Here is a 24,447-nt window from a genome sequence, read left to right on the forward strand (position 1 = left end):
TTTTGTTCGTTTGTATCGCTAATTAAAAAACTAAAATTTTTATTGTTTATTGTGGTTGGGCCGCCCCGCCCTACAAAAATGGCGGGGGGGCACGCCCATCCCACAAACTTGTGGAAGTTATTTAATTCTTATTCCTTAGATTTTAGATTGAATAGGAATTACGCACTGCCACCCTGAGAAACCGGGTTTTTTACCGAGACTTGCCTGCTGCAACGAAATATTGCTGTGAAAAAACCGGGTTTCGGGGCACCAGCGCGTCTAGAAATGTTGAATCCGGTTAGGGATACAGCGCCTCACCTGTGGATGGGTCAAATATAAATAGTCGATCGAAGTCAAGCTGTACCCTCAGCAGATCGCCCGATCGCAAGCGAACACTCGCAGGTACTTGCACCTGTACAGTAGTTTCAGCGCTCAACAAAGGCAAACTCGCCCGGATTAAAGTTTCTCGCCCCAGAGGTTCCACGACTTTTACCTCTAAATCGAGAGGGACTTTTTCTAATGCCCAAACATCGGTTTTCAAATCATCATCTTCAGCTGTTTGTGACGTAAAGATTTCTATATTTTCTGGACGGATGCCCAATTCTAATCCTTGTCCTTCTCTGGGCTGCAATTTTTTATGAATCGAGGGCGGACAGGCTAAATGTTGATTTCCCACTAGAAAGGATTCGTTAGTATAAATTGCAGGCAAAATGTTCATGGCGGGATTGCCTAAAAATGTGGCAACCATGCGGTTAGCTGGTTTCGCATAAATGCTTTGCGGGTCTCCAATTTGTTGAATTTTTCCCTTATTTAAGACTACAATCTTATCAGCTAAAGTCATCGCTTCCACTTGGTCGTGGGTGACATAAACTGTGGTAATTCCCAGCCGTTGATGCAGTTGTTTGAGTTCTGCTCTAGTGTCGTCTCGCAGTTGAGCATCGAGGTTAGAAAGCGGTTCATCTAAAAGGAATACTTTCGGTTCGCGGGCGATCGCCCTTCCCAGTGCTACCCGCTGCTGCTGTCCGCCTGATAGCTGTTTGGGCTTACGCTTGAGAAGGTGGTCGATCGAGAGCGATCGGGCTACTGTTTCCACTCGTTCTTGAATTTTAGTCGGGTCAACATTCCGCATCCGCAATCCAAAAGCCAGATTTTCCGCGACAGTCATGTGCGGGTAAAGCGCGTAATTTTGAAACACCATTGCAACGTCCCGCTGTCTCGCCGGAATGTTGTTAACTAAATGATCTCCGATGTAAAGATTACCGGAAGTTGCCGTTTCTAAACCTGCAATTGTCCGCATAATTGTCGATTTTCCGCAGCCGGAGGGCCCGACTAATACCCAAAATTCCCCGTCCGGGATTTTGAAGCTGATGTTTTCGATCGCGGTGACGTTTTGGTAGCGTCGGGTAATATTGTCTAAGCGAACATTTGCCATTTTGTGACTGTAATTGGGAATTGATAATTAGTGATTTTTACCTTCAGTCTTCAGCCTTCAGAAAACTGTTCCAATTCTAAAACTGTGCGCTCTAATTCTTCAACTAGAGGTGTTAACTCAGCTTGGCGGAATGCTTCTACTAAAGAACGATAATACCAGAGAGAACCGTCTTTGCCACCTTTGAAGCGTTCCCAAACACAGTCGCCCAATTGACGGTAATCTTTCAGGATCGATCGAACATTATAAAGTTTATCAGCAGCCGAGACTAATCTCACTGAGCCAGAAGCTGTAGAAATGCGATCGATATAAGCTTGTTTTCGCTGTCGCCAAGGGGGTTTCGGCGTCTCGTCACTGTCGGTACATCCGTCTACAATCGCTGTGACGGTATCGCCAAAGTGGCGGCGGATGGCTTCGCGGGTGGTGACGCCACCTTGATCTTCGATCGCATCATGAAGCAAAGCGGCGATCGCCTCATCTTCATTTGCCCCATATTCTAAAGCTATACTAGCAGTGCCCAACAAATGGGCAATGTAGGGAACCCCGGAACCTTTGCGGACTTGGGTAGCGTGCAATTCCGTGGCATAGGTGAGGGCTCCAGAAAAACGGTTTGAGAGAATCATGAAAGTCACCTTTCTGAATTGCTATGATATATAAATTATATGGCTAAGTTGAAAAGACAAAATCTACCAAGTTCAATCAGATCATAAAGATGCGATCGACAGCGATCGTGTGTAAACTTAAAATCATCAAAAAGAGGTGGCGCTTGTGACAGTTACTACAATTTTACAAAAAAATGCCGACAAAAAATTAGAGCCAGAATCACAGCCAAAATTAGAAGTTATAGCAGAAATTCACCCAGAATCTGAACCTGAAAAAGTCATATCTCTAGAAGAGTTCTTAGTCAAGCCTACTGATAGAATGGAATGGGTTGACGGCAACTTAGTGGAGAAAACAGGAATGACATTCAAGCATGGTCTCGCTCAAGTTAATCTAGCTACTTCCTGGAAAAATTACAAAAATTCCAGCGAACAGGGAGGAGAAGTTGTTACAGAAGTCCTTTGTCGCACTAGCAAGCAGGGCCGCCGTCCCGATGTTGCTTACATTACTCCTGAACTGCTGCCAGAATCAGGCAATTTTACAGCATTTTCCCAAAGTTTTCCTTTGATAGCGGAAGTTGCTTCCCCCGAAGATAGCGGCGAAGAGCTATTTGCGAAAGCTCAGGAATATTTGGAATCGGGATGTTTAGAAGTTTGGTTGCTATTTCCTGAAGCTAGATTAATATTTGTGAATGCAGGGCAACGTTGGCTGTTGTTTAATGCAGATGAAGTTGTTAACACTCAAACTGTACTTGCAGGCTTTAGCGTAGCCGTCAGTGAACTGTTGGCTTGAGGAAATTGTTAAACGAATTTATTAAAACCATAAAAACTTAATAAAAAAATAAATGTCAGGTGATAAATTTTAGGTTAAAACTTCGTTTAATGAGAAGGTGGGAGGGTTTAAATCGAGTTGAAGATAGCTCAAAGTACAGGTAACGAAAGAAGTATTGATACAGTCGATCGCGATCGATATACAAAGTTCCGCTTTTTCCAATCAACGTCAAAGACTTTTTTCTGGATTTGAATGAGGCGGCAACTCTGCCTCATGATAATGGGGTAAGCTGTTCGGGATTTAAATTGTATGTCAAAAAACAATAAAACTCTTGTGGGGTGGGCGTCCCGCCCGCGTCGAACAGGCAATTTAAATGCGCGACAGCTTAATCAATTTTTCTTCGTCTGTTACCCGTTGGATTTTGCCGAGTTATGGCCTTTACTCAGGAACCAAAGCAGCAGTATAATTGTTAACAGGGGTGTTTGCAAAACAAGTCGGAGCGGGGGCATCACAGTTAATTATTTTTCTCCACAATCTACAAATACTGACTTGTTTCTAGACGGTAAAGTGGTGTAATACCCTAACCACCATAATTAAGGTATCTCTAACTGTGGTATGTGTCCATGCCCCAGCCCGAGGTATTTATTACGTTTGGCGTCACTCCAGAAGAGAAATAATTACTAAAGAAATATTGCCAGCCCGAACTGAGAAATCAAACCAGTTGTGCTAATAACTCTGATTAGGGGACTGAGGCTTAGACTTAAAAGGACTGAACCTTTAGGGTCAGCAGATTCCTCCCAGGACTAGAAGCCCTCGGCTTTCTATGCGATTTTCTATAAGCGGTAGTCTTCGATGGGAATGGGGTTGAGAGATTTTTGGTGGAGTGCGATCGCCTTTAAATTTGAGCCAGAACAATCGCCTGATTTACTAAAAAAAACACTCGGCTAACAGATCCGAGCTGATAACCGCCTCCCACTCCACCAATCAAGGGAACATCAACCAACTCAGCAATTGTTGCACTTCCGCGAACAAGAGAAAACCACTCGCAACTTGCTAATGCGACTGCTTGTTGGAGGTACGACATTAATTGTTAGCATCGGTGTCTAGCCAGGAATTTAAGCGCCTTGAAAGCTCTACCAAGGTGGATTGAACATCAAGCTAGCAATTCCTCAAGTCTATTTTCCATACAAGCAACTAGCATTTCTATGTCAAACTCATCCCTGAATCTATCTAAACCTAAGTACAAACTTTCCCTGCGATCGCTCTTGATTGTCCCGTTTGTACTACAAATCTTCGTAGCAGTTGGGCTAACGGGATATATTTCCCTGCGGAATGGACAGAAGGCAGTCAATGATGTTGCCAGTCAGTTACGTCAAGAGATGAGCGATCGCCTCAACCTGCAAGTTCTGAACTATTTGGAAAAACCTTATATCACCGGACAAGTAATTGTGGCTGCGGCTCAGAACAACCAGTTAGATTTAACCGATATAGCGAAACTGGAACAGATGGGCTGGTGGATAATCCGCCAAGACCTCATCGAACAAATGACGATTGCCAAGCCTGACGGCACGAGCCTGTCGATGGAGGAGCTAATAGATGGAAGCATCGTTTCTCGAATCGGTAGCAAAGCGAATCTCCCGCAGCGGTCAGTTTATAGCCTAGATGACCAAGGTCAACATATTGCCCTGATAGAAACTCAACCAGATTTCAACCCACTGAAGCGAGGTTGGTATAAGCTTGCACAGGAAACAGGAAAACCAGCTTGGGCAGAACCTTTCTTGGGCAAAGGTATCAAGGAGGCTGCAATTTCCCTGTCCCAGCCCATTTATAGCAAGGATGGAGCGTTGTTGGGGGTTCAAAATAGCGTCTTTCGGATTAGCAAGATTCATCGCTTTCTGAGTGAGCTAAAGGTAGGTCAAACGGGTCAAACGTTTATCATTGATCGGTCGGCTAATCTGATTGCGAGTTCAACGATCAAAGAGCCTTACAGCATTGACCTAGAAAATGATGACTTGCAACAAATTCCCGCTATAAAGTCTGAGAATCCTGTAATTCGTGCCACAGCGCAAGCAATTTTCGATCGGCTGGGCAACTCTAAAGCGATTACACGCAGTCAACAGCTTGACTTTATGCTGGACAATCAGCGACAGTTCATTCAAGTTTCCCCCATTAGAAACGAACAAGGCATTGATTGGCTCAGCGTCGTTGTGGTGCCCGAATCAGATTTCATGGCACAAATCAATGCCAATACTCGCACCACAATTTTGCTGTGTCTAGGAGCTTTGGCAGTGACAACCGCATTGGGTTTCTTAACTTCGCGTTGGATTACCAAACCGATTTTGCAGCTACAAAAAGCCAGTCAGGCGATTAGCTTCGGACAGTTGGATCAAACAGTTGAGGTGCAAGGCATTAGGGAATTAGAATCCCTGGCAGATTCCTTTAACCAGATGGCAGGTCAACTCAAAACCTCCTTTGTCCAACTGGAAAGCCGGGTTGAGGAACGCACCGCAGAACTGAAAGAAGCAAAACTGGTAGCTGATGGCGCGAACCAAGCAAAAAGCGAATTTCTCGCCAACATGAGCCACGAACTCCGCACGCCCCTCAACGGTATTTTAGGCTATGCTCAAATCCTCAACCGCAGCAGCGCATTGCCAGCGAAAGAACGTCATGGGGTAGAAATAATTCACCAGTGTGGTTATCATTTGCTGACGCTGATTAACGATGTGTTGGACTTGTCCAAAATTGAAGCCGGTAAATTAGAAATTACACCTCAAGCGATTCACTTTCCCTCATTCCTCCAAGGTGTCGCTGAAATCTGCCGCATTCGTGCCGACCAAAAAAACATTGACTTCGTTTACGATCCCGATCCACAGTTGTCTGAAGGGATTTTTGCCGATGAAAAACGGCTGCGTCAGGTGTTACTCAACTTGGTGGGAAATGCGATTAAATTCACCGACAAAGGTTCTGTCACGCTCAAGGTTGCCGTAGTTGAGAATCATCCGAATCCGTCCACTCGCTCTTTCAAATTTCAAGTTGAGGATACGGGCGTAGGAATTGCGCCCGATGATTTGGATAAAATTTTTCAGGCTTTTGAACAAGTGGGCGATCGCCAGCGCCAAGCCGAGGGCACCGGTTTAGGATTGGCGATCAGCAAAAGGATTGTCCAACTCATGAACGGACAAATCCAAGTTAACAGCCAACCCGGAGTCGGGAGTGAGTTCTTTTTTGAGGTGGAACTGGCGATCGCCACCGATTGGGTACAGCAAAACTCCTTCACAACAGGAAAACAAATTATTGGTTACGAAGGACAACGACGTAGCATTCTGGTGGTAGACGATCGTTGGGAAAACCGAGCCGTTCTCGTCAACTTGTTAGAGCCACTAGGATTCCAAGTTAGTGATGCCGAAAATGGACAAGCAGGATTGGAAAAAATACGACATTCTCAACCTGACTTAGTGATTACAGACTTGGTGATGCCAGTCATGGATGGCTTTGAACTGCTCAAACAAATTCGCAGTGCAAAGGATTTGCAACACCAGAAGATCATTGTCTCTTCTGCATCAGTGGCACAAGCCTATCGACAGATGAGTTTAGATGCAGGGGGAAATGATTTCCTGGCAAAGCCAGTGGAAATCAGTGAATTATTTAACCTCTTAGCCACTCATTTGGAATTGGAATGGAAATATGAAATAACAGCCTCAAACGACTCGGGGTCATCCACTCCAACGACTGGATTAGAGAACCCAGAAGAGATGATTATTCCGAACTTTGTAGAGTTAAAATCTCTACTAGAATTGGCACAGCAAGGCAACTTAAAACGGCTACGATCGCACACAGAGCATCTTGCTCACTCGAGCCCTCGCTACGCTAATTTTGCCTCACAAATTCTTCAGTTAGCCAAGCAATTTAAAGCCGAAGAGATTGAAGAGTTGCTACAACAACATCTCACAGAGAAGAAAGCCGATGTCTAGTCCTGAATTAATTCTGGTGGTGGATGATACCCCTGCAAACTTAGAAGTAGTTTGTGAAACCTTAAGTGATGCGGGGTACGAAGTAGCAACCGCAATCAACGGCGATCGCGCTCTTAAGAGAGTCCAAGTTTATCCTCCCCATCTGATCTTGCTCGATGTTCAAATGCCAGGAATTGACGGCTTTGAAACCTGCCAACGTCTGAAGGCAGATCCGAAAACATCCAGTATTCCCATCATTTTTATGACGGCTCTCTCCGATGCCCAGAGTAAGGAGAAAGGATTTGAGTTGGGTGCTGTGGACTACATCACCAAACCATTTCAAGAACAAGAGGTGCTAGCACGGGTGAAAACTCATTTGCAGCTACGACAGTTAACTAAAAATCTCGAACAGCGTGTAGCTGAGCAAACGGCTGATTTAGAAGCAGCACTTACACAACTGCAACAGTCTCAGCTTCATTTAGTACAGAGAGAAAAAATGTCTGCTTTGGGCAATTTAGTGGCGGGTGTCGCCCACGAGATTAATAATCCCCTTGGCTTTATCGCTGCCAATCTGAAACCAGCTCAAAACTATATTAAAGACCTGTTTCAAGTGATAGATTTCTACCAAAAAGAACTCGCTTATCCAAGTGCCACGCTACAGGCATTCCTGGAGGAAGTAGACTTGGAATATTTACAAGAGGATTTACCTAAGTTAATCGATTCGATGCAAAAAGGAGTCGATCGCATTAACGCAATCAGCACGAGTTTAAGAACTTTCTCGCGTTCGGATTGCGATCGCCCCATTCCTTGCAATATCCACGACGGCATTGACAGCACAATCTTGATTCTCAAGCATCGCCTCAAAGCCAACGAATGTCGCCCGGAAATTCCAGTCATCACAGACTATGGCGATCTGCCACAGGTAGAATGCTTTGCCGGACAGTTGAATCAGGTATTTATGAATGTGCTGGCAAATGCGATCGATGCCCTTGAGGAATCAAATACTGGACGCAGTTTTGCTCAGATCAAAGCCAAACCCAACCAGATTACTGTCAAAACCCAATTATTAGAATCTCAGGCAGTGATCAGAATTCAGGATAATGGGATTGGCATGACTCCTGCGGTGAAGCCAAAAATCTTTGACCATCTGTTTACCACCAAAGGCGTGGGGCAAGGAACAGGGCTGGGATTGGCGATCGCTCGTCAAATCGTAGTCGAGAAACACTCTGGAACTCTAGAAGTTAACTCAACTTTAGGTGAAGGTACAGAGTTTGTGATTTCAATTCCGGTAAAGGCGATCGCTGTAAAAGACATTCAGGCAAAGATCTGCGTTGATGCAATATAACAAATCGTTGCAGCAGCGACATAAAGATGATGGGTGATACTGCAAAGGCGCTCTGCCGCCACTTAACTCAACCGTTGTTATCCATACCATTAACGGAACAATCCCAGTATGCCAAATGAATCATCGCCTCCTTTCTTCCCCAAGCCCTTTAAAGTGCCATTACAGGCGATCCTAATTGTTCCATTTGTTGTTCAAACGGTGGGGACAGTGGGTATTGTCGGTTATCTTTCCTTCAGGAATGGACAGAAGGCAGTGAACGATGTAGCTGCTCAGTTACGCAACGAGACGAGCTCACGCATCGCACAAAATCTAACTCACTTGGTTGCGAGTCCTTTTCAAGCGTTTGAAAGTTATGAAGCTGCACTAAGCCAAAACCGGATCGACCTTAATAACGGAAGGGATATAGAGAAGTTCCTGTGGCGACAACTTCCTGCCTTTAGGAATCTCAGCCTGACAGCGTTGATTACAACCAACCAAGAGTTTTTTGGGGCTGAGCGGCAAGATGATGGTGCGATCGTGATCCGCACTTCTTCCGTAGAAAATAACCGTGCGCTGACAACCTACCGTACTAACTCAAGTGGCGATCGACTCGAAGTCATAAACGCTGGCAAGCCGAACTTTGACCCACGCAAACGGGCCTACTACAAAATTCCAGTCCAGCAGAGGGAAGCAACCTGGGGAAAAGTGTTTCCGCACATCACTGGCAAAACTATGTATATTGCCCCTGGCAAACCCATATACAACTGGGCAGGTGAGCTGCAAGGCGTGTGGATGGCGAGCTTAAACTTGTCAATGATTGGGGATTTTCTCAGAAGCCTCAAAATAGGCACCACCGGACAAAGTTTTATTCTAGAGCGCTCTGGAAAATTGATTGCCACCTCTACAGGGGAAAAACCGTTCCGATATTATGCAGACAAAGTTGTGCAACTGCCAGAACAGCGGGTTGAACGACTCAATGCGATCGATAGCGAAAATTCCACCACTCAGAAAACAAGCCAGTTTTTGCTAGAGAAGTTTCAAGATTTCGACCTGATCCAGGGATTTCAGCAGCTTGAGTTTTCCATTAACGGTGAACGCCAGTTCGTGCAAGTTACTCGTTTTCAAGATGGCAGGGGCATTGACTGGCTGGTGGTTGTCACTGTTCCAGAATCAGACTTTATGGCACAAATTAATGCCAATACTCAAAGTACGATTTTGTTAAGTCTACTGGCGCTAGCTATTTCTCTGGGAATTGGCATACTCACCAGTCGCTGGATTACTCAACCGATTTTGCAGCTCAATCAAGCATCGTCGGCAATGGCTGCCGGATCTCTGAGCCAAGCGGTGACAGAATCATCTGTGTATGAGTTGCAACAACTCACGCAGTCCTTTAACCGTATGGCTCAACAGTTACAGGAATCATTTAACACGCTGGAACAAGCCAATGAACAATTAGAGCATCGAGTCGAAGAACGCACGGCCGAGCTAAAAGGGGCAAAGAATGAAGTTGAAACTGCCCTCAGAGAACTACAACTGGCCCAGACTAAATTGATTCAAAGCGAGAAAATGTCGAGTTTGGGGCTGCTAGTTGCCGGAGTTGCCCATGAAATCAATAACCCAGTGAATTTCATCTATGGCAATCTCGGTTATGCCGATGAATACACTCAAGAACTCTTAAAACTTGTGCAAGCCTACCAGACTCATTACCCCGAACCTCCAGAAGCGATCGCACAGCAGTCAGAGGCGATGGATTTAGATTTTATAGCTAAGGATCTATCTAAGGTGATCGAATCAATGAAAGAGGGGGCGCGACGAATTCGACAAATTGTCTTAGCATTACGAACATTCTCTCGACTGGATGAAGCAGAAGTTAAATCTATCAATATCCATGATGGCATTGATAGCACGCTGGTTATTCTGGGTAACCGTCTCAAGCCCAAGCTGAATCATCCAAAAATAGAAATCCTGCGAAACTATGGTTCTCTTCCCCTGGTGGAGTGCTATCCGGGACCACTCAATCAGGTTTTTATGAACATCTTATCTAACGCCATTGACGCCATTGAAATCGCGATCAAGCATGGAAAACAAATTACTCCCACAATCTCCATTCATACGGACTTCATCGACGAGAGTCGGGCCGAGATCCGAATCAGGGATAACGGCAACGGCATTCCAGAAGCTATCAAACAGCAAATCTTTGACCCCTTCTTTACAACCAAGCCGATTGGAAGTGGCACTGGCATGGGGCTGGCAATTAGTTATCAAATCATCACCGATCTGCATCAGGGCACTTTAAGTTGCAGTTCACAATCGAGAGAAGGTACGGAGTTTGTAATTCAAATTCCGCTCACACAGAAGTTGAGACATTAGCAGCTATGTAGAGAGTGAGTAGTTGTCATTGGCTCGTGCGATCGCACGGCACTGAAGTTGATGAAACAAGCTACAAAGGACTGGTTCACAACAGGAAGATGACCGTGATTAAAGGTTCCTCATTCCGTGGCTGCATTCTATCTCAACTCTCGAAGTGTTCCGCCCGTTAGCGCAGCCCTCGGAAAGGATCGCCCCTTCAAACTATCCAAACTATTGATATAGTAGTACGCGGTGCAAAAAACGGTAAACCGTCAGGAACCTCAGCTATCAAGGCATGAGGCTTGAAGGAGAAATCTAACAAGCCGTTCTGACCAGCCTCAGTCTTAACTGACTACGTTTTTGGAGTCACGACACCCTGGGATGCGTAGCTAGTCCTTTGCTCTGTCGTTGAGAGTTAAACAGTTCTAAGGTCACTGGAACAGTGCTTTCAACCTAACAAGCTCTTAAAACTTTGGCGAAGCTAACTTTACTCTGAAAAGAGATTGAGGCAACCATACCTCAGCGGAGGGGCAACCATACCCCTCCACCCCGCGAGGGGATTCAATTCAATGTAAAGCCGTCCTAAAAGGACGGGGTTTCAACCCTGCGCTACGCTGCGCCCATAGTTCTGATGACAGCCACAAATCTAGTCAATAAATTTGAGTACAAACCCCGATACAAACCCAATCAGTTAATTTGCGGAACGGGGCAAACAGCCATTGTCAGCGGCTGGACAGTAAAAAGTGCGATCGGCAAAAAATTACAACCCAACGAATTTGCTGTCATCGGACAACTGTACTCTCCTACTCGCGGCATCAACTTCTTAATTAGAAACTTGCTGTGCAATCCCCACGTCCGCTTTTTAGTAATTCTCAACGCTACCAAAGAAGACCGCAACTCGGGTGCTGCAGCGTGCTTGCTCGACTTTTTTCGCAACGGCTTTGAAGCCGGCAAAAGCGATACTGGCAGAGATTGCTGGCTAATTAAATCTTCAATATTTGGCTACATCGATATTGAAATAGCAGCAGAAGCCTTAGAACTATTGCGTCATTCCATCGAATGGAAAGAAGCAAAAAATATAGCAGACACAGTGACCTTTGTCAAGTCTTTTGCCCAAAAAGAATCTGTTGAACCTTGGGGAGAACCCGTAACTTTTCCCCTAGTCGAAATCGTCCCGACTGTACTCCCCGGTCAGAAATACGGACACAGAATTGAAGGCAAAACTATCGCCGAAACTTGGGTAAAAATCATCCACAGAATTAAGACCACCGGCACGCTGCGACCGACTGGTTACGACGGACAGTGGCAAGAATTAATCGACTTAATGGCAGTGATTACAGATGAACCTGCGGAGTTCTATTTTCCTGAACCGAATTACTTACCAATAGACCGTGATTTCCTCGAGCAGTACAAACCGCAAATGCTGGAAGATGCCCCATATAGCGAAGGCATTAAATATACCTACGCACAGCGGATGAGGTCGTGGTTCGGACGCGATCAAATCGAAGAAGTTATTACCAAACTAATTAAGGAAATTGACGCGGCAAGTGCTGTAATTAGTTTGTGGGATGCCGGGGGAAATATTAACAGAAGGTCTGACGGTTCCTCGGATCACCAACACAGCGGTAGCCCTTGTTTGAATCACATTTGGGTGCGAGTTGTGGATGAGGAAATATCGCTAACTGCAACTCTCCGCAGTAACGATATGTTTGCGGCGTGGCCGGCAAATGCAATGGGTTTGCGGGCTTTGCAGCAGCACATTCGAGATGAAATTGCCAAGCGTTCCGATTACAATTTGACGATGGGCCCGTTGGTAACGCTGAGTCAATCGGCTCACTTGTATGACGATACCTTTGAAAATGCCGATCGACTAATTCAAACCCAATATGCTAAAATCTGCGAAGATCGAGACTTTTTCGATGCAGCAGGCAATTTTTTAGTTGAAGTAGCCGACAATCAAATAGTTGTCACGCAAACCACCCCCGGCAGCGGCGAAGCTGTCACCTGTTATTCTGGAAAAAATCCTCTCAAGTTAGTGCGAGAAATTTGTGCGGCTTCCCCGGCCATCCAACCCGAGCATATTGGTTATTTGGGCATAGAATTGCAGAAGGCGGCCCAGTGTCTGAAAACAAGCAACCAATACATCCAGGACAGAAGATGAATTTAGAAGAAGAAAGACCGACATGGGACGAATACTTCTTAATGTTAGCAAAATTGGCCGCTACTCGATCGACTTGTCTGGCTTTTCCTGTAGGCGCGGTGATAGCTAAAAACAGGCAAGTTTTAGCAACCGGTTACAACGGTTCGCCGTCAGGTTCGGTACACTGCACGGCTCAAGGCTTCTGCTATCCCGGTTTGAGCAGTTGCGATGCCAGCAAAACTTTGCCGTCGCGGGCGGTTCATGCTGAGGCTAATGCGATCGCCACCGCTGCAAAACACGGCATATCTACCGCTGGATCTAGCATTTACGTGACTTTAGAACCCTGCATTTATTGTTTGAAAGTAATCATTTCTGCTGGCATTCGGGAAGTATTTTATGAAACTGTTTTTAACAGCGGAGAAAAAGCTGCTTTGAGAGATTCTTTTATCGCGGAAGGTCTTGTTGAACTCAAACAAATTAAGCTATCTGAAACTACAGCAAAAAGAGCGGCTTTATTTCTGCTGAATCCTACCTCTGTCCCAAAAGATACTGTAACAGGAATTATAGGCCCAGGCAAACAGTAAAACCTAACCCCCCCAACCCCTCTGTTTGCACCAAAGGGGTTGGGGAGAAGTTTTTACCGCTTCAAAGCTAGCTGTGAGACGGGCATTTTCTCAAGCTTTTTCTTGTCCTCTAGAACGCTTCAGGATGCTGATGACTTCTCCCGGGTTGCGAGTTCGTGTCAACTTGCTTGCGCGTGCCCACTTCGGCTATCCCCAAACTGTGCAAGCGGTGAATGATGCCCTTAACCCCTTTGCGATCGCCGAGCAAAATCATGCGGTTGGCCGGCTTGCCGGAAATCGTTAAAGCGTCGGCGACAAGGCTAGCAGGGGAGCGGCTTGTGCAGGTAATTTCTCTGACATAGGCTTTTACTGATATCTTGCACCATTGTCAGCAACAGGCAAGATGCCTGTTCCACAAAAGATAAATTTTCTTGTGGAACAGGCATCTTGCCTGTTCATAAGCAGGACTAGCAAAGATTAACAAAGCTGCCACTAGAGATTTTCTAGTTTTGTTTTTGGGGCGCTTTGCTGAGAAAGACTATCTTTGGGAGGACGACAAAACGTGACTCTTCGGCGTTTACACGCGCAACAGGCAGGGCAAAAGCAGTCCAAGCCTTTAAACAAAAAAAACCTGACTCGCAGGCGTTGTCCTAGCTGTCAAGTCAAATATTTTGGGTGTTGGATTGGAAAGTTCGATCGCTCAATCAAACTCATTCACAGCTTGCAAATAGTCGATCGCCGCATCTATCCTCGAAGAATACTTAAAAGCAAACTGATCGAACCAATATCCCTCATCGGAATTCTTATCCAACTTTTTCAGCCAAACCTGAGCTTGCCTAACTTTCTGTCTGTGCGTTTCTACGTCCAACTGCGGCGCCGTGACTTTTTCTGCTGGCTGCGGTTCCAGTGAAGCCACTTCCTGAACTTTATTTTGTGCTTCGTGCTCAGCCTTAATAGGATTTACGCAGGTGGGTGCAGAAACCGGGTTTTTTTCCGAATCTGCGGGCGGCAGCGAAGTTTTTTCGTAAAAAAACCCGGTTTCCTGGGTCGGAGTGCGTAACTCCTGCTTAATTTCAGCTAAATCTTTGTCCAAAGCACCAGCATACAAATCTATATCTAATGTTTTAAATGTGGGATTTGACGGCACTGCTGCTGGTTTCAAAGGCGCTTGTCCTTGCACCAGCGGCTGACTTTTCAAATCATCAGCTTGTTTTTGAGATGCTTGATACTCTGCCTTAAGTTCAGCTAACAGGCGATCGATCGACTCCATAACTTAAACCCCCCTAAAAAAATGCTGCTTAGCCAACTGGCACAAATATAATCGCGTGAACTTCGGCCGCCCCTCAATCAATTATTGCATTCAGCAATACCTCGGTCAGGGTCATTCCTTCCATATCATCCATCGTGACAGTATCAACGATATCGAATTTAGCCCCGGCGCTTTGCAGTTCGTCATCCAATATTTTGAGAAACTTAGTAGCTTCCGGCGCATCCCCTACTTGAATGAAAGAAATCGCCAACTCTTCATCTCGATCGAGCTTCCGCGAAGCTTCTATAATCGTTTTCATCACTTCTTTGCGATCGTCCGGTTCCCCGTCCGTTACCACTAATATTGTTTCCCCATTTTGCTGAGTCTTACCGGATGCTTTGCGCTGAAAAAAACTGTTTAGAGCGTCTTGCAGGACAGCAGCTAAATTCGTAGTCCCAGAAGGTTCGTTTTCTTGGAAAATTTGCACGACTTTAGCGGATGTTACGTTGTCGTAGCGCTTGAAGCGACCGGAAAACAAATAAACTGTTATGCCATCAGGATCGAGCTCTTCGCATTTATTCGCCAAGGCGATCGTTGATTCTTGCATGAGCGCCCACCGACTTTTACCGCCCATATGGTCTTTCGTGTACATACTGCCGCTTTTGTCAATAATGATGGTATAATCGCGGTTCTGAAGCATATGATTTTTCCTGTTAATTAAGTTTTTCCCAAAAAGAGCAAAACCAGCGAGCAGAAGCTGTTGAGCTTTAGTTGCTCGCTGCGTTTTTTAGTTGATTTGCGATCGCAAATAGCCGAATTTAAGCTGCAACTAAAGCATCTTTAAGTGGCTTCCAGCTAAAAGCTCGATCGCCCCCCATCTCCACTGCTATTTTAACTCGCGGTTCTAAGGTCGGCAAAACAGTCAAATACTCAATCTCCTGACTCGACAAAATTTGCCCTTCAATAATCCACAGCACGAGTCCTTTTGCTTTCGGCGGCAAATTGTCTAATTGAGTTTGCAACAGCGGTGGCACGTAGTACGTATAACCTACAGCCGATTCATTGCCAGTAGTTTTTTTGCCCAAATGCGGCGGCCGCACCCCGTGAACCCCCGTCAAATACATCGCCAAATCACCCAAACCCCGGGCCGAAATCGTGTACGCACCGTAACCCGCAGCCCTCAGCCGCCGCAGGTAGCGCCCCTCAAATCCTCCCTCTAAAGGAACGTACAGGGCCAGCGACCCCGACTTTTCCAAATCCCGAATCACATCCGAGCCCGTCGTAATCAGTCCCATAAATTTGTTTTGCCTGCTCTTTTAAATTTGGTCGATCGCTGCTTGTGAGCTGGAAATATTATAAATCCTAAAGTTGAGGCGAAACTTTCTCATCGCGGCCTTGACAAACGGCAAACACTTCATGTACTATTGTGAATTGTCGCCGTAAAGGATACTGAGTGGTTTGCTGCTCAAGTCCTGGCACAAACAAGCAAGACCGAGATCAAACTCGGAGATAGAGTCGGTAAAAAGCCGCGAATCTCAACCCTTGCAAGACTTCCACAAGCTCGCTCCCAAATTTAAAACTCAAATTTTAAACACCGAGGAAGGCTGTTGGTTGATAACAGTTAATTGCAGGAACACTGAAATAAATGTTTCTGCACAAGAGCAAGCGGATTGACGTAAATTTCGCAATCCGAAACCTCTTGCGTAAATAAAAGGAAAAAAATCCGTGTCTGTAGGCATTCTTGGCACCAAACTAGGCATGACTCAAGTGTTTGACGCCGAAGGGAGAGCCATCCCCGTCACCGTCATACAAGCAGGGCCTTGTACAGTAACTCAAATCAAAACAAAACAAACTGACGGCTACGGTGCCGTTCAAGTCGGATACAACGAAGTAAAACCAAAGGCTCTCAACAAGCCAGAATTGGGACACCTTGCCAAGTCGGGGGCGAATCCATTGCGCCACTTGCAGGAATACCGCTTGGAAGATACCAGTTCCTTTGAATTAGGCCAACAACTAAAAGCAGATACTTTTACACCGGGACAAATAGTAGATGTCATCGGTACAAGCATCGGTAAAGGTTTTGCAGGCTTCCAAAAGCGCCACAACTTTAAACGAGGTCCCATGTCTCACGGTTCCAAGAACCACCGCGAGCCAGGCTCGATCGGACCTGGAACTACTCCCGGTCGCGTTTATCCCGGGAAAAAAATGGCGGGACGTATGGGCAACGTTCAAGTCACCGTCCGTAAACTAACAATTGTCCGGGTGGATACAGAGCAGAATTTGCTGCTAATTAAGGGAGCAGTTCCCGGCAAAGCTGGCGCCTTAGTCAATGTTGTGCCTGAGAAAAAAGTAGGACGTTAGTCAGTAGTCATGAGTCAGTAGTCAGCAGTCAGTAGATAGTCGTTGGCGGTTAGTAGCAAGCAAGAACTAAGAGCCCAAAACTAAGAGCCCAAAACTAAGACCTGAGAACAGACAACAGACAACAGATAACTAACAACAGATAACTAACAACAGACAACTAACAACAGACAAAGGACAAAAGATATGGTTAATTGTGTAGTGCGAAATTGGCAAGGCGAAGAAGTTGGGGAAACAACTTTAGAACTGCGCGTAGCCAAAGAAGAAAATGCGTCTCACATCGTTCACAGAGCATTGACGCGGCAAATGAATAACGCCCGTCAAGGAAATGCTTCCACCAAAACTCGATCGGAAGTCAGAGGCGGTGGCCGCAAACCTTGGCGTCAAAAAGGCACCGGCCGAGCCAGAGCAGGTTCGATCCGTTCTCCGCTGTGGCGGGGCGGCGGTGTCATCTTCGGGCCAAAACCGAGAGACTTTGAAGTCAAAATGAACAAAAAGGAACGCCGTCTCGCTTTGCGGACAGCATTCCAAAGTCGCACCGAAGACATAATTGTGGTTGAAGAATTTGCAGAGCAATTTCCGAGACCGAAAAGCAAAGAATTGCTGAGTGCGATCGCCCGCTGGGGTATCGAACCCGATACAAAAGTTCTGTTAATCTTGCCAGAACCGCAACTAAACGTCTACTTATCAGGACGAAACATCGAATTAGTAAACGTCATCTTGGCAACTTCCCTGAATGTTTACGACGTTCTCGCGGCTGACAAAATTATCGTCACATCTACAGCCATAGCTAAAATTCAGGAGATTTACGGTGAGTAAAATCGACCCCCGCGACTACGCAGATTTGATCCAGCGTCCGATTCTCACCGAGAAAGCTACCCGAATGATGGAATTAAATCAATTCACATTCGACGTAGCCCCCAAAGCGACCAAGCCTCAAATCAAAGCTGCAATCGAAGAACTATTTAAGGTTAAAGTCATCGGCGTAAACACCCAAAACCCGCCGCGCAAAAAGCGTCGAGTTGGCAAATTCGTCGGCTTTAAACCTTCTTACAAGCGAGCAACCGTAACTCTGACCGACGGAGACTCGATCCGCAAACTCCTATTCCCAGAAGTCTAGACGATTTTGGATTTTAGATTTTAGATTTTAGATTTTAAATTGCGGTTAACTGGTGGAAATTCTCGAACCAGAAAACTCGTAAGTTAACCAAAGATCGCCAATCTTCAACCTAAAATCTAAAATCGATAAACGTCAAATCCAAAATCCAAAATCCAAAATCTAAAATAGATCGATTATGGGCATCCGTTCTTACCGACCTTATACCTCCAGCACCCGGGAACAGACCGTCTCGGACTTCGCTGAAATTACCAGATCAGAACCAGAAAAGTCTCTAACCAGCAACAAGCACACCAAACAAGGCCGCAACAACCGAGGCGTCATCACCTGTCGCCACCGGGGAGGCGGTCACAAACGGCTGTATAGAGACATCGACTTCCGCCGCGACAAACACAGCATTCCCGCTACCGTCAAGGCGATCGAATACGACCCCAATCGCAACGCCCGCATCGCCCTCCTGTTCTACAAAGACGGCGAAAAACGGTACATTCTGCACCCGCTCAACTTAAACGTCGGTACAGTAATTATCTCAGGTCCCGACGCGCCGATCGAAATCGGCAACGCCCTCCCCCTGAAGAACATTCCCCTCGGTACCAGCATCCACAACGTCGAGCTAGTACCAGGTAAAGGCGGGCAAATCGTTCGTTCCGCAGGCGCAAGCGCTCAGCTAATGGCAAAAGAAGGTAGCTACGTCACCCTCAAACTGCCCTCCGGCGAACAGCGCAAAGTCCGCGCCGACTGCTACGCCACCATCGGTCAAGTCGGCAACACAGACGCCAGAAACATCAGCCTCGGTAAAGCCGGCCGCACCCGATGGAAAGGTCGCAGACCCACCGTTCGCGGTAGCGTCATGAACCCGGTAGACCACCCGCACGGCGGCGGCGAAGGCAGAGCTCCTATTGGACGTCCGGGGCCTGTCACTCCTTGGGGTAAACCAGCATTGGGTGCAAAAACTCGACCCAAAAACAAGCGCAGCGACGCTTTAATCGTCCGGCGCCGCCGCAAATCTTCCAAGCGCGGCAAGGGCGGTAGACAAAGTTAGTTTAATGGGTAATGGGTTATTGGAAATAACAAATTACCAATGCCCAATGCCCGATGCCCGATGCCCAATTCCCTATTACCAAAATCATGTCTCGATCTCTAAAAAAAGGCCCGTTTGTCGCAGATAATCTGATGACAAAAATCGAAAAACTCAACGCCGCCGGCCAAAAACAAGTAATTAAAACTTGGTCGCGATCTTCCACAATCCTGCCCCAAATGGTAGGCCACACGATCGCCGTTCACAACGGCAGACAGCACGTACCCGTCTACCTCACCGACCAAATGGTAGGTCACAAACTCGGAGAATTTTCCCCCACTCGTACCTTTAGAGGTCACGCTAAAAGTGGTGATAAAAAGGCAAAAAGATAGCCTAATTAGGTGACAGGTAAGAGGTAGTCGGAAAAAAAAATTACCAATTACCAATTACCTTTTCCCCAATTACCAATTACCAATTACCAAAATCTTCATGGCTATAGATACCACATACGAAATTAAGGCGATCGCCCGCTACATCAGAACATCCCCGTTCAAAGTGCGCCGCGTCCTCGACCAAATTCGCGGCAAAAGCTACCAAGAAGCGCTGATTTTACTCGAATTCATGCCCTACCGCGCCTGCGAACCAATCGTCAAAGTTTTGCGATCGGCAGTAGCAAACGCCGAACACAACGCAGGATTGGATAAAGCCAAGCTCGTAGTTTCTCAAGCTTACGCAGACCAAGGCCCAGTCCTCAAACGATTCAGACCCCGCGCTCAAGGTCGTGCCTACCAAATCCGCAAGCCAACTTGTCACATTACCGTAGTAGTGGCTCCGATCTTAGAAAACTAACCAGGGAAAACGTAATAGGTAATAAACAGCTTAAAGTTGAAAAAACAGGTAATCACCAATTACCAATTACCAGTTACCAATTACCAATTACCAATTAACTCATCAACTATTATGGGCCAAAAAATACATCCAATTGGTTTTCGCCTCGGCATTACCCAAGAGCACCGCTCTCGCTGGTTTGCTGACCCGAGAAACTATCCCGAACTCTTGCAAGAAGACTATAAAATTCGCAAGTACGTCCGCAAAACCCTCAGCAATGCTGGCATTTCCTCGGTCAAAATTGAGCGCAAAGCCGATCAAATCGACCTAGAAGTGTTCACCGCCAGACCGGGCGTTGTCGTCGGCCGCGGTGGTGCTGGCATCGAAACTTTGCGCGTCGGTTTGCAGCAGCAACTCGGCAGCAACCGCCAAATCCGCATCAACGTCGTCGAAGTTCAGCGAGTAGATGCCGATGCCACACTGATCGCAGAATACATCGCTCAGCAACTAGAACGGCGCGTATCCTTCCGCCGAGTAGTCCGCCAAGCAATCACCCGCGCCCAAAAAGTAGGCATCCAAGGCATCAAAATTCAAGTCAGCGGACGCCTCAACGGCGCAGAAATCGCACGTACCGAATGGACGCGCGAAGGAAGAGTCCCTTTGCACACGCTGCGGGCCGACATCGACTATTCCTACTGCACCGCTCAAACCATCTACGGTATTCTGGGCATTAAAGTTTGGGTTTTCAAAGGCGAAATTATTCCCGGACAGGAACAGCAGGAGGCTGCACCAAATGCAGCAGTTCCCCGCACCAAACAAAAGCGCCGCCGCCAGAACTTTGAAGATCGATCGAACGAAGGCTAGCTAATTGTTAACTGTTAGTTGTCACTTGTTAAGTGTCAATGGTTTCAAACCAATTAGCAATTAGCAATCACCAATTACCAATTACCAATTACCAATTACCCAACTCCCTTTCGCCATGTTAAGCCCTAAAAGAACCAAATTCCGCAAACAACAGCGCGGGCGAATGAGCGGTGTTGCCACCCGCGGCAACACAGTTAGCTTTGGCGACTTCGCGCTCCAAGCCATCGAACCAGCCTGGATAACTTCCCGCCAAATAGAAGCCGGACGGCGCGCCATGACCCGCTATATCCGCCGGGGTGGCAAAATCTGGATTCGCATTTTTCCAGACAAACCAGTCACCCAGCGCGCAGCAGAAACCCGGATGGGTTCCGGTAAAGGCGCACCTGAGTTTTGGGTTGCCGTAGTCAAACCCGGTCGGGTAATGTTTGAAATTGGTGGCGTAAGTGAAGAAACTGCGCGCGAAGCAATGCGTTTGGCATCTTTCAAATTACCAATTAAAACCAAGTTCATCACCCGCGAAGAAGACCAGTCATAGCGATAATCGAAGGTAGAACTAGGTCGGCATTGGTCAAAATTTTAAACTGCTACACCAATTTAAAATCTGCCATTCATAACTTTTCTTTCCTTCGACATTCAGCATCTAGACAATTCTGTCTTCTGTCATACCGCTCGCTAACGAGAAAGCACACAATTATGTCTTTGCCCAAGATTAAAGAAGCTAGAGAATTAAGCGATGCAGCACTAGCAGAGCAAATTTTAGCCGCCAAGCGCCAACTAATGGAATTGCGGCTCCAGCAAGCTACCGGCCGCATGGAAAAGCCTCACCTGTTCAAGCACGTCAAGCACCGCGTCGCTCAATTGATGACAGTTGAACGCGAGCGCCAAATCGCTGCTGATGCAGAGGCGGCAGAAAAATTAGCCGCATCTCAAGAGGCAGCACAGCCTGCTCCAACCGCAACAGTCAGCCAAGAGTCAGAAGCAGCCGAGCCGACGATCGCACAGTAGCTAAAAAAAACTCAATTGAACAATAAAAATAGGTAGCTATGGCAATTAAAGAACGAGTTGGCGTAGTAGTCAGCGACAAGATGGATAAAACCGTCGTGGTAGCAATCGAAAACCGCTCCTCCCACACCAAATACGGCAAAATCGTAGTCCGCACCAAGCGGTACAAAGCTCACGACGAAGAAAATCAGTGCAAATCGGGCGATCGGGTCCGCATCACTGAAACTCGCCCTTTGAGCAAAACCAAACGCTGGACGGTTGCTGAGATTTTCGGGACAAAAAACGGCTAACAGTTAATTGCGACATCGCGATCTCCTGATCAAAAATTAACAATCAACTAGCAGTCAAAAGTCAACAGTCAACAGTTAACAGTCAACAGTTAACAGTCAACAATCACCATGATTCAACCCCAGACATACCTCAATGTCGCCGACAATAGCGGAGCCCGCAAACTGATGTGCATCCGCGTATTGGGAGGCGGCAACCGCCGCTACGGCGGAGTCGGCGATGTCATCATTGCCGTCGTCAAAGACGCCATCCCCAATATGGCCGTCAAAAAATCAGATGTCGTCCGGGCCGTCATAGTCAGAACCCGCAAAGGTCTGCGCCGCGACAGCGGCATGAGCATTCGTTTTGACGATAACGCCGCCGTTATTATCAACGTAGACGGCAACCCTAGAGGCACTCGCGTTTTCGGCCCCGTAGCCCGCGAACTGCGCGACAAAAACTTTACTAAAATCGTTTCCTTAGCCCCGGAGGTACTTTAAAATGTACGGAAAAAAGGGTAAAGCAACTAGCGAACTGCAGCGCTACAGAATGCACGTCAAAGCAGGCGACACCGTGCAAATAATTACTGGCAAAGAGAAAGGAAAAGTCGGACAAATTTTAAAGACATATCCTAAAGTCAGCAAAGTAATTGTTAAAGGTGTAAATATCAGAACCAAGCACGTCAAGCCCCAGCAAGAGGGAGAATCCGGCAAAATAGTCACGTTTGAGGCTCCCATTCACAGCTCAAATGTCATGCACTATTCCGAAAAAGAGAAAGTAGCTAGCCGTGTTTGCTACTTCTTTAGCGAGGAAGATGGCCGCAAATTGCGAAAACTCAAAAAAACCGGAGAAATCATTGATAATTAGTCATTAGTCATTAGTCATTAGTCATTAGCTGACCAATGCTTTCCTGACAACTGACAACTGACAACTGACAACTGACAACTGACAACAGTCAACGGACAACTGACAACGGACAACTGACAACGGACAACTGACAACTAATAATTCCCTGACCAAGCCCAGGGACAGTTAACGAAACACAAAAACTATGCCGGACAAACTCAAGGTTGTTTATCAAGAAAAAATCGTTCCGACACTGATGGATCAGTTTAAATATACTAATATCCATCAGGTGCCCAAACTCGTCAAAGTCACAGTGAACCGGGGTTTGGGAGAAGCATCTCAAAACGCTAAGGCACTGGATTCGTCGATTAACGAAATTGGCATCATCACCGGGCAAAAACCAGTGGTGACGCGGGCGAAAAAAGCGATCGCAGGCTTCAAAATCCGCAAAGGAGTACCCGTCGGCGTTATGGTGACGCTGCGCGCCGATCGGATGTACGATTTTCTCGATCGGCTGATCAACCTCGCACTCCCCCGAATCCGCGACTTCCGCGGCATCAGCCCCAAAAGCTTTGACGGGCGTGGCAACTACAGCTTGGGTCTGAGAGAACAGCTAATTTTTCCAGAAATAGAATATGACAGCATCGATCAAATTCGAGGCATGGACATTTCAATAATCACCACAGCAAACACCGACGAAGAAGGACGCGCGTTGCTTAAAGAAATGGGAATGCCGTTCCGGGACAACTAAGCACTAGAGTAAGAAGCAAAACATGGCAGCTAACGATACCATAGCAGATATGTTGACGCGCATTCGCAATTCTTGCATGGCGCGCCACCAAACAACGCAAATTCCAGCTACAAAAATGACCCGCAGCATCGCCCAAGTCCTCAAAAGTGAAGGCTTTATCGGCGAATTTGAAGAAGCAGAAGCAGAAGGGATAAACCGACATTTAGTGCTTTCTCTAAAGTACAAAGGTAAAACTCGCAAGCCCATTATCACGGCACTTAAGCGAGTCAGCAAACCAGGACTGCGCGTTTACTCGAACCGTAAAGAATTGCCCAGAGTGTTAGGCGGAATTGGCATAGCCATTATTTCTACCTCCAGTGGCATTATGACGGATAGAGAAGCTCGACGCCAAGGTTTGGGCGGTGAAGTGCTTTGTTATGTTTGGTAGTCATTAGTCATTAGTCATTAGTCGCTGGTCGTTGGCAATAGACTCCAAAATCAATCACTAAAGACTAATAACTAAAGACTAATAATCAAGGACTAATAACTAAAAACAAAGGACAAAAACTATGTCGCGAATTGGCAAGCGTCCGATTAGCATTCCCAATAAAGTCACCATCACCCTAGACGGTCAAAAAGTAGCCGTCAAAGGCCCTAAAGGTGAACTTTCCCGAGTTATCCCAGCCGAAATCCTCATGGGACTCGAAGGCGAGACTTTACTCGTTACCCGCAGAGACGAATCTCGCGTCGCCAGACAACTGCACGGCTTGTGCCGCACCCTAGTCGCCAACATGGTCGAAGGTGTATCTCAAGGTTTTCAGCGGCGCCTGGAAATTATCGGCACAGGTTATCGGGCACAGGTTCAAGGACGGAACCTGATTTTAAACGTCGGTTACAGCAAGCCGGTGGAAATGCCTCCTCCAGAAGGCATCACAATGGCAGTTGAAGGCAACACCAACGTCATTGTCTCCGGCATTGACAAAGAACTCGTAGGCAATACAGCAGCCCGCATCCGCGCGGTGCGTCCGCCCGAAGTCTATAAGGGCAAAGGCATTCGCTACAG

General features: G+C 46.7%; 29 protein-coding genes. 22 read left to right on the plus strand and 7 right to left on the minus strand.

Annotated elements, in window-relative coordinates:
• Nucleotides 1-277: 277 nt before the first annotated feature.
• Nucleotides 278-1,411, minus strand: a complete 1,134-nt coding sequence (locus ACUVJL_RS34665) for an ABC transporter ATP-binding protein (protein ID WP_445249969.1) — start codon at nucleotides 1,409-1,411, stop codon at nucleotides 278-280.
• Between the two features lie 50 nt (nucleotides 1,412-1,461).
• Nucleotides 1,462-2,031, minus strand: coding sequence for an HD domain-containing protein (locus ACUVJL_RS34670; RefSeq protein WP_445249970.1), 570 nt, complete (start codon nucleotides 2,029-2,031; stop codon nucleotides 1,462-1,464).
• 145 nt (nucleotides 2,032-2,176) lie between these two features.
• On the opposite strand from ACUVJL_RS34670, the gene ACUVJL_RS34675 reads away from it, so the two are divergent.
• Nucleotides 2,177-2,800 carry a Uma2 family endonuclease gene (locus tag ACUVJL_RS34675; RefSeq protein ID WP_445249971.1) on the plus strand — a complete coding sequence of 208 codons (624 nt, stop codon included), beginning with the start codon at nucleotides 2,177-2,179 and terminating at the stop codon, nucleotides 2,798-2,800.
• A gap of 874 nt (nucleotides 2,801-3,674) precedes the next feature.
• On the opposite strand, the gene ACUVJL_RS34680 is transcribed toward ACUVJL_RS34675, so the two are convergent.
• On the minus strand, nucleotides 3,675-3,863 hold the full coding sequence (locus tag ACUVJL_RS34680) for a hypothetical protein (protein ID WP_445249972.1): 189 nt from the start codon (nucleotides 3,861-3,863) through the stop codon (nucleotides 3,675-3,677).
• A gap of 121 nt (nucleotides 3,864-3,984) precedes the next feature.
• On the opposite strand from ACUVJL_RS34680, the gene ACUVJL_RS34685 reads away from it, so the two are divergent.
• The 6 genes from ACUVJL_RS34685 to ACUVJL_RS34710 all read left to right on the plus strand — a co-directional run bounded on the left by ACUVJL_RS34685 (nucleotide 3,985) and on the right by ACUVJL_RS34710 (nucleotide 13,409).
• The gene (locus ACUVJL_RS34685; RefSeq protein ID WP_445249987.1) at nucleotides 3,985-6,750 is read left to right on the plus strand and encodes an ATP-binding protein; all 2,766 of its coding nucleotides are present in this window, start codon (nucleotides 3,985-3,987) and stop codon (nucleotides 6,748-6,750) included.
• On the plus strand, nucleotides 6,743-8,074 hold the full coding sequence (locus tag ACUVJL_RS34690) for a sensor histidine kinase (RefSeq protein WP_445249973.1): 1,332 nt from the start codon (nucleotides 6,743-6,745) through the stop codon (nucleotides 8,072-8,074). The genes ACUVJL_RS34685 and ACUVJL_RS34690 overlap by 8 nt, the downstream gene beginning before the upstream one ends.
• A 108-nt stretch (nucleotides 8,075-8,182) precedes the next feature.
• The gene (locus ACUVJL_RS34695; protein ID WP_445249974.1) at nucleotides 8,183-10,423 is read left to right on the plus strand and encodes an ATP-binding protein; all 2,241 of its coding nucleotides are present in this window, start codon (nucleotides 8,183-8,185) and stop codon (nucleotides 10,421-10,423) included.
• Between the two features lie 610 nt (nucleotides 10,424-11,033).
• The gene (locus tag ACUVJL_RS34700; protein WP_445249975.1) at nucleotides 11,034-12,563 is read left to right on the plus strand and encodes a thymidylate synthase; all 1,530 of its coding nucleotides are present in this window, start codon (nucleotides 11,034-11,036) and stop codon (nucleotides 12,561-12,563) included.
• Nucleotides 12,560-13,126 carry a deoxycytidylate deaminase gene (locus tag ACUVJL_RS34705; RefSeq protein ID WP_445249976.1) on the plus strand — a complete coding sequence of 189 codons (567 nt, stop codon included), beginning with the start codon at nucleotides 12,560-12,562 and terminating at the stop codon, nucleotides 13,124-13,126. Before ACUVJL_RS34700 ends, ACUVJL_RS34705 begins: the two co-directional genes overlap by 4 nt.
• Nucleotides 13,127-13,199: 73 nt before the next feature.
• Nucleotides 13,200-13,409, plus strand: coding sequence for a hypothetical protein (locus ACUVJL_RS34710; RefSeq protein WP_445249977.1), 210 nt, complete (start codon nucleotides 13,200-13,202; stop codon nucleotides 13,407-13,409).
• A 16-nt stretch (nucleotides 13,410-13,425) separates the two neighbouring features.
• Here ACUVJL_RS34710 and ACUVJL_RS34715 read toward each other — a convergent pair whose 3' ends face one another.
• The 4 genes from ACUVJL_RS34715 to ACUVJL_RS34730 form a co-directional block, all read right to left on the minus strand.
• On the minus strand, nucleotides 13,426-13,551 hold the full coding sequence (locus tag ACUVJL_RS34715) for a hypothetical protein (RefSeq protein WP_445249978.1): 126 nt from the start codon (nucleotides 13,549-13,551) through the stop codon (nucleotides 13,426-13,428).
• A 254-nt stretch (nucleotides 13,552-13,805) separates the two neighbouring features.
• On the minus strand, nucleotides 13,806-14,375 hold the full coding sequence (locus tag ACUVJL_RS34720) for a salt stress protein, Slr1339 family (protein ID WP_445249979.1): 570 nt from the start codon (nucleotides 14,373-14,375) through the stop codon (nucleotides 13,806-13,808).
• A 73-nt stretch (nucleotides 14,376-14,448) separates the two neighbouring features.
• The gene (locus ACUVJL_RS34725) at nucleotides 14,449-15,054 is read right to left on the minus strand and encodes a vWA domain-containing protein (protein ID WP_445249980.1); all 606 of its coding nucleotides are present in this window, start codon (nucleotides 15,052-15,054) and stop codon (nucleotides 14,449-14,451) included.
• A 118-nt stretch (nucleotides 15,055-15,172) separates the two neighbouring features.
• Nucleotides 15,173-15,649 carry an NAD(P)H-quinone oxidoreductase subunit N gene (locus tag ACUVJL_RS34730; RefSeq protein WP_445249981.1) on the minus strand — a complete coding sequence of 159 codons (477 nt, stop codon included), beginning with the start codon at nucleotides 15,647-15,649 and terminating at the stop codon, nucleotides 15,173-15,175.
• Nucleotides 15,650-16,079: 430 nt separating this feature from the next.
• Here ACUVJL_RS34730 and rplC point away from each other — a divergent pair, with 430 nt between their 5' ends.
• From rplC to rplF, 15 genes are all read left to right on the plus strand, one after another.
• A complete protein-coding gene (gene rplC, locus ACUVJL_RS34735) occupies nucleotides 16,080-16,715 on the plus strand; it encodes a 50S ribosomal protein L3 (protein ID WP_333121163.1) in 636 nt (211 codons plus the stop codon).
• Nucleotides 16,716-16,898: 183 nt separating this feature from the next.
• A complete protein-coding gene (gene rplD / locus ACUVJL_RS34740) occupies nucleotides 16,899-17,531 on the plus strand; it encodes a 50S ribosomal protein L4 (RefSeq protein ID WP_190745451.1) in 633 nt (210 codons plus the stop codon).
• Nucleotides 17,524-17,832 (plus strand): 50S ribosomal protein L23, encoded by a 309-nt coding sequence (locus ACUVJL_RS34745; RefSeq protein ID WP_332958394.1) that lies wholly within the window; start codon nucleotides 17,524-17,526, stop codon nucleotides 17,830-17,832. The genes rplD and ACUVJL_RS34745 overlap by 8 nt, the downstream gene beginning before the upstream one ends.
• Nucleotides 17,833-18,007: 175 nt before the next feature.
• The gene (gene rplB / locus ACUVJL_RS34750; protein ID WP_445249982.1) at nucleotides 18,008-18,871 is read left to right on the plus strand and encodes a 50S ribosomal protein L2; all 864 of its coding nucleotides are present in this window, start codon (nucleotides 18,008-18,010) and stop codon (nucleotides 18,869-18,871) included.
• A gap of 86 nt (nucleotides 18,872-18,957) precedes the next feature.
• On the plus strand, nucleotides 18,958-19,239 hold the full coding sequence (rpsS, locus tag ACUVJL_RS34755; protein ID WP_242719699.1) for a 30S ribosomal protein S19: 282 nt from the start codon (nucleotides 18,958-18,960) through the stop codon (nucleotides 19,237-19,239).
• A gap of 97 nt (nucleotides 19,240-19,336) precedes the next feature.
• The gene (gene rplV / locus ACUVJL_RS34760; RefSeq protein ID WP_445249983.1) at nucleotides 19,337-19,696 is read left to right on the plus strand and encodes a 50S ribosomal protein L22; all 360 of its coding nucleotides are present in this window, start codon (nucleotides 19,337-19,339) and stop codon (nucleotides 19,694-19,696) included.
• A 111-nt stretch (nucleotides 19,697-19,807) separates the two neighbouring features.
• Entirely contained in the window at nucleotides 19,808-20,539 is a 732-nt protein-coding gene (gene rpsC, locus ACUVJL_RS34765; protein ID WP_332958391.1) for a 30S ribosomal protein S3, read from the plus strand.
• A 115-nt stretch (nucleotides 20,540-20,654) separates the two neighbouring features.
• Complete coding sequence (rplP, locus tag ACUVJL_RS34770; RefSeq protein WP_333130255.1) at nucleotides 20,655-21,074, plus strand: 50S ribosomal protein L16; 420 nt, start codon at nucleotides 20,655-20,657, stop codon at nucleotides 21,072-21,074.
• A gap of 158 nt (nucleotides 21,075-21,232) precedes the next feature.
• Nucleotides 21,233-21,544 carry a 50S ribosomal protein L29 gene (gene rpmC, locus ACUVJL_RS34775; RefSeq protein ID WP_445249984.1) on the plus strand — a complete coding sequence of 104 codons (312 nt, stop codon included), beginning with the start codon at nucleotides 21,233-21,235 and terminating at the stop codon, nucleotides 21,542-21,544.
• 38 nt (nucleotides 21,545-21,582) lie between these two features.
• Nucleotides 21,583-21,831 carry a 30S ribosomal protein S17 gene (gene rpsQ, locus ACUVJL_RS34780; protein WP_006634992.1) on the plus strand — a complete coding sequence of 83 codons (249 nt, stop codon included), beginning with the start codon at nucleotides 21,583-21,585 and terminating at the stop codon, nucleotides 21,829-21,831.
• Nucleotides 21,832-21,939: 108 nt separating this feature from the next.
• The gene (gene rplN, locus ACUVJL_RS34785) at nucleotides 21,940-22,308 is read left to right on the plus strand and encodes a 50S ribosomal protein L14 (protein WP_172190401.1); all 369 of its coding nucleotides are present in this window, start codon (nucleotides 21,940-21,942) and stop codon (nucleotides 22,306-22,308) included.
• Between the two features lies 1 nt (nucleotide 22,309).
• A complete protein-coding gene (rplX, locus tag ACUVJL_RS34790; RefSeq protein ID WP_445249985.1) occupies nucleotides 22,310-22,675 on the plus strand; it encodes a 50S ribosomal protein L24 in 366 nt (121 codons plus the stop codon).
• Between the two features lie 184 nt (nucleotides 22,676-22,859).
• Nucleotides 22,860-23,405, plus strand: a complete 546-nt coding sequence (gene rplE, locus ACUVJL_RS34795; protein WP_333130249.1) for a 50S ribosomal protein L5 — start codon at nucleotides 22,860-22,862, stop codon at nucleotides 23,403-23,405.
• A 22-nt stretch (nucleotides 23,406-23,427) separates the two neighbouring features.
• Nucleotides 23,428-23,832: a 30S ribosomal protein S8 gene (gene rpsH / locus ACUVJL_RS34800; protein ID WP_006634988.1), complete on the plus strand. Its 405-nt coding sequence runs from the start codon at nucleotides 23,428-23,430 to the stop codon at nucleotides 23,830-23,832.
• A gap of 121 nt (nucleotides 23,833-23,953) precedes the next feature.
• On the plus strand, nucleotides 23,954-24,447 hold a 494-nt coding region (gene rplF, locus ACUVJL_RS34805; RefSeq protein ID WP_445249986.1), incomplete at its 3' end, for a 50S ribosomal protein L6.

Source organism: Microcoleus sp. OTE_8_concoct_300 (genome assembly GCF_031383065.1).
GTDB lineage: Bacteria > Cyanobacteriota > Cyanobacteriia > Cyanobacteriales > Microcoleaceae > Microcoleus.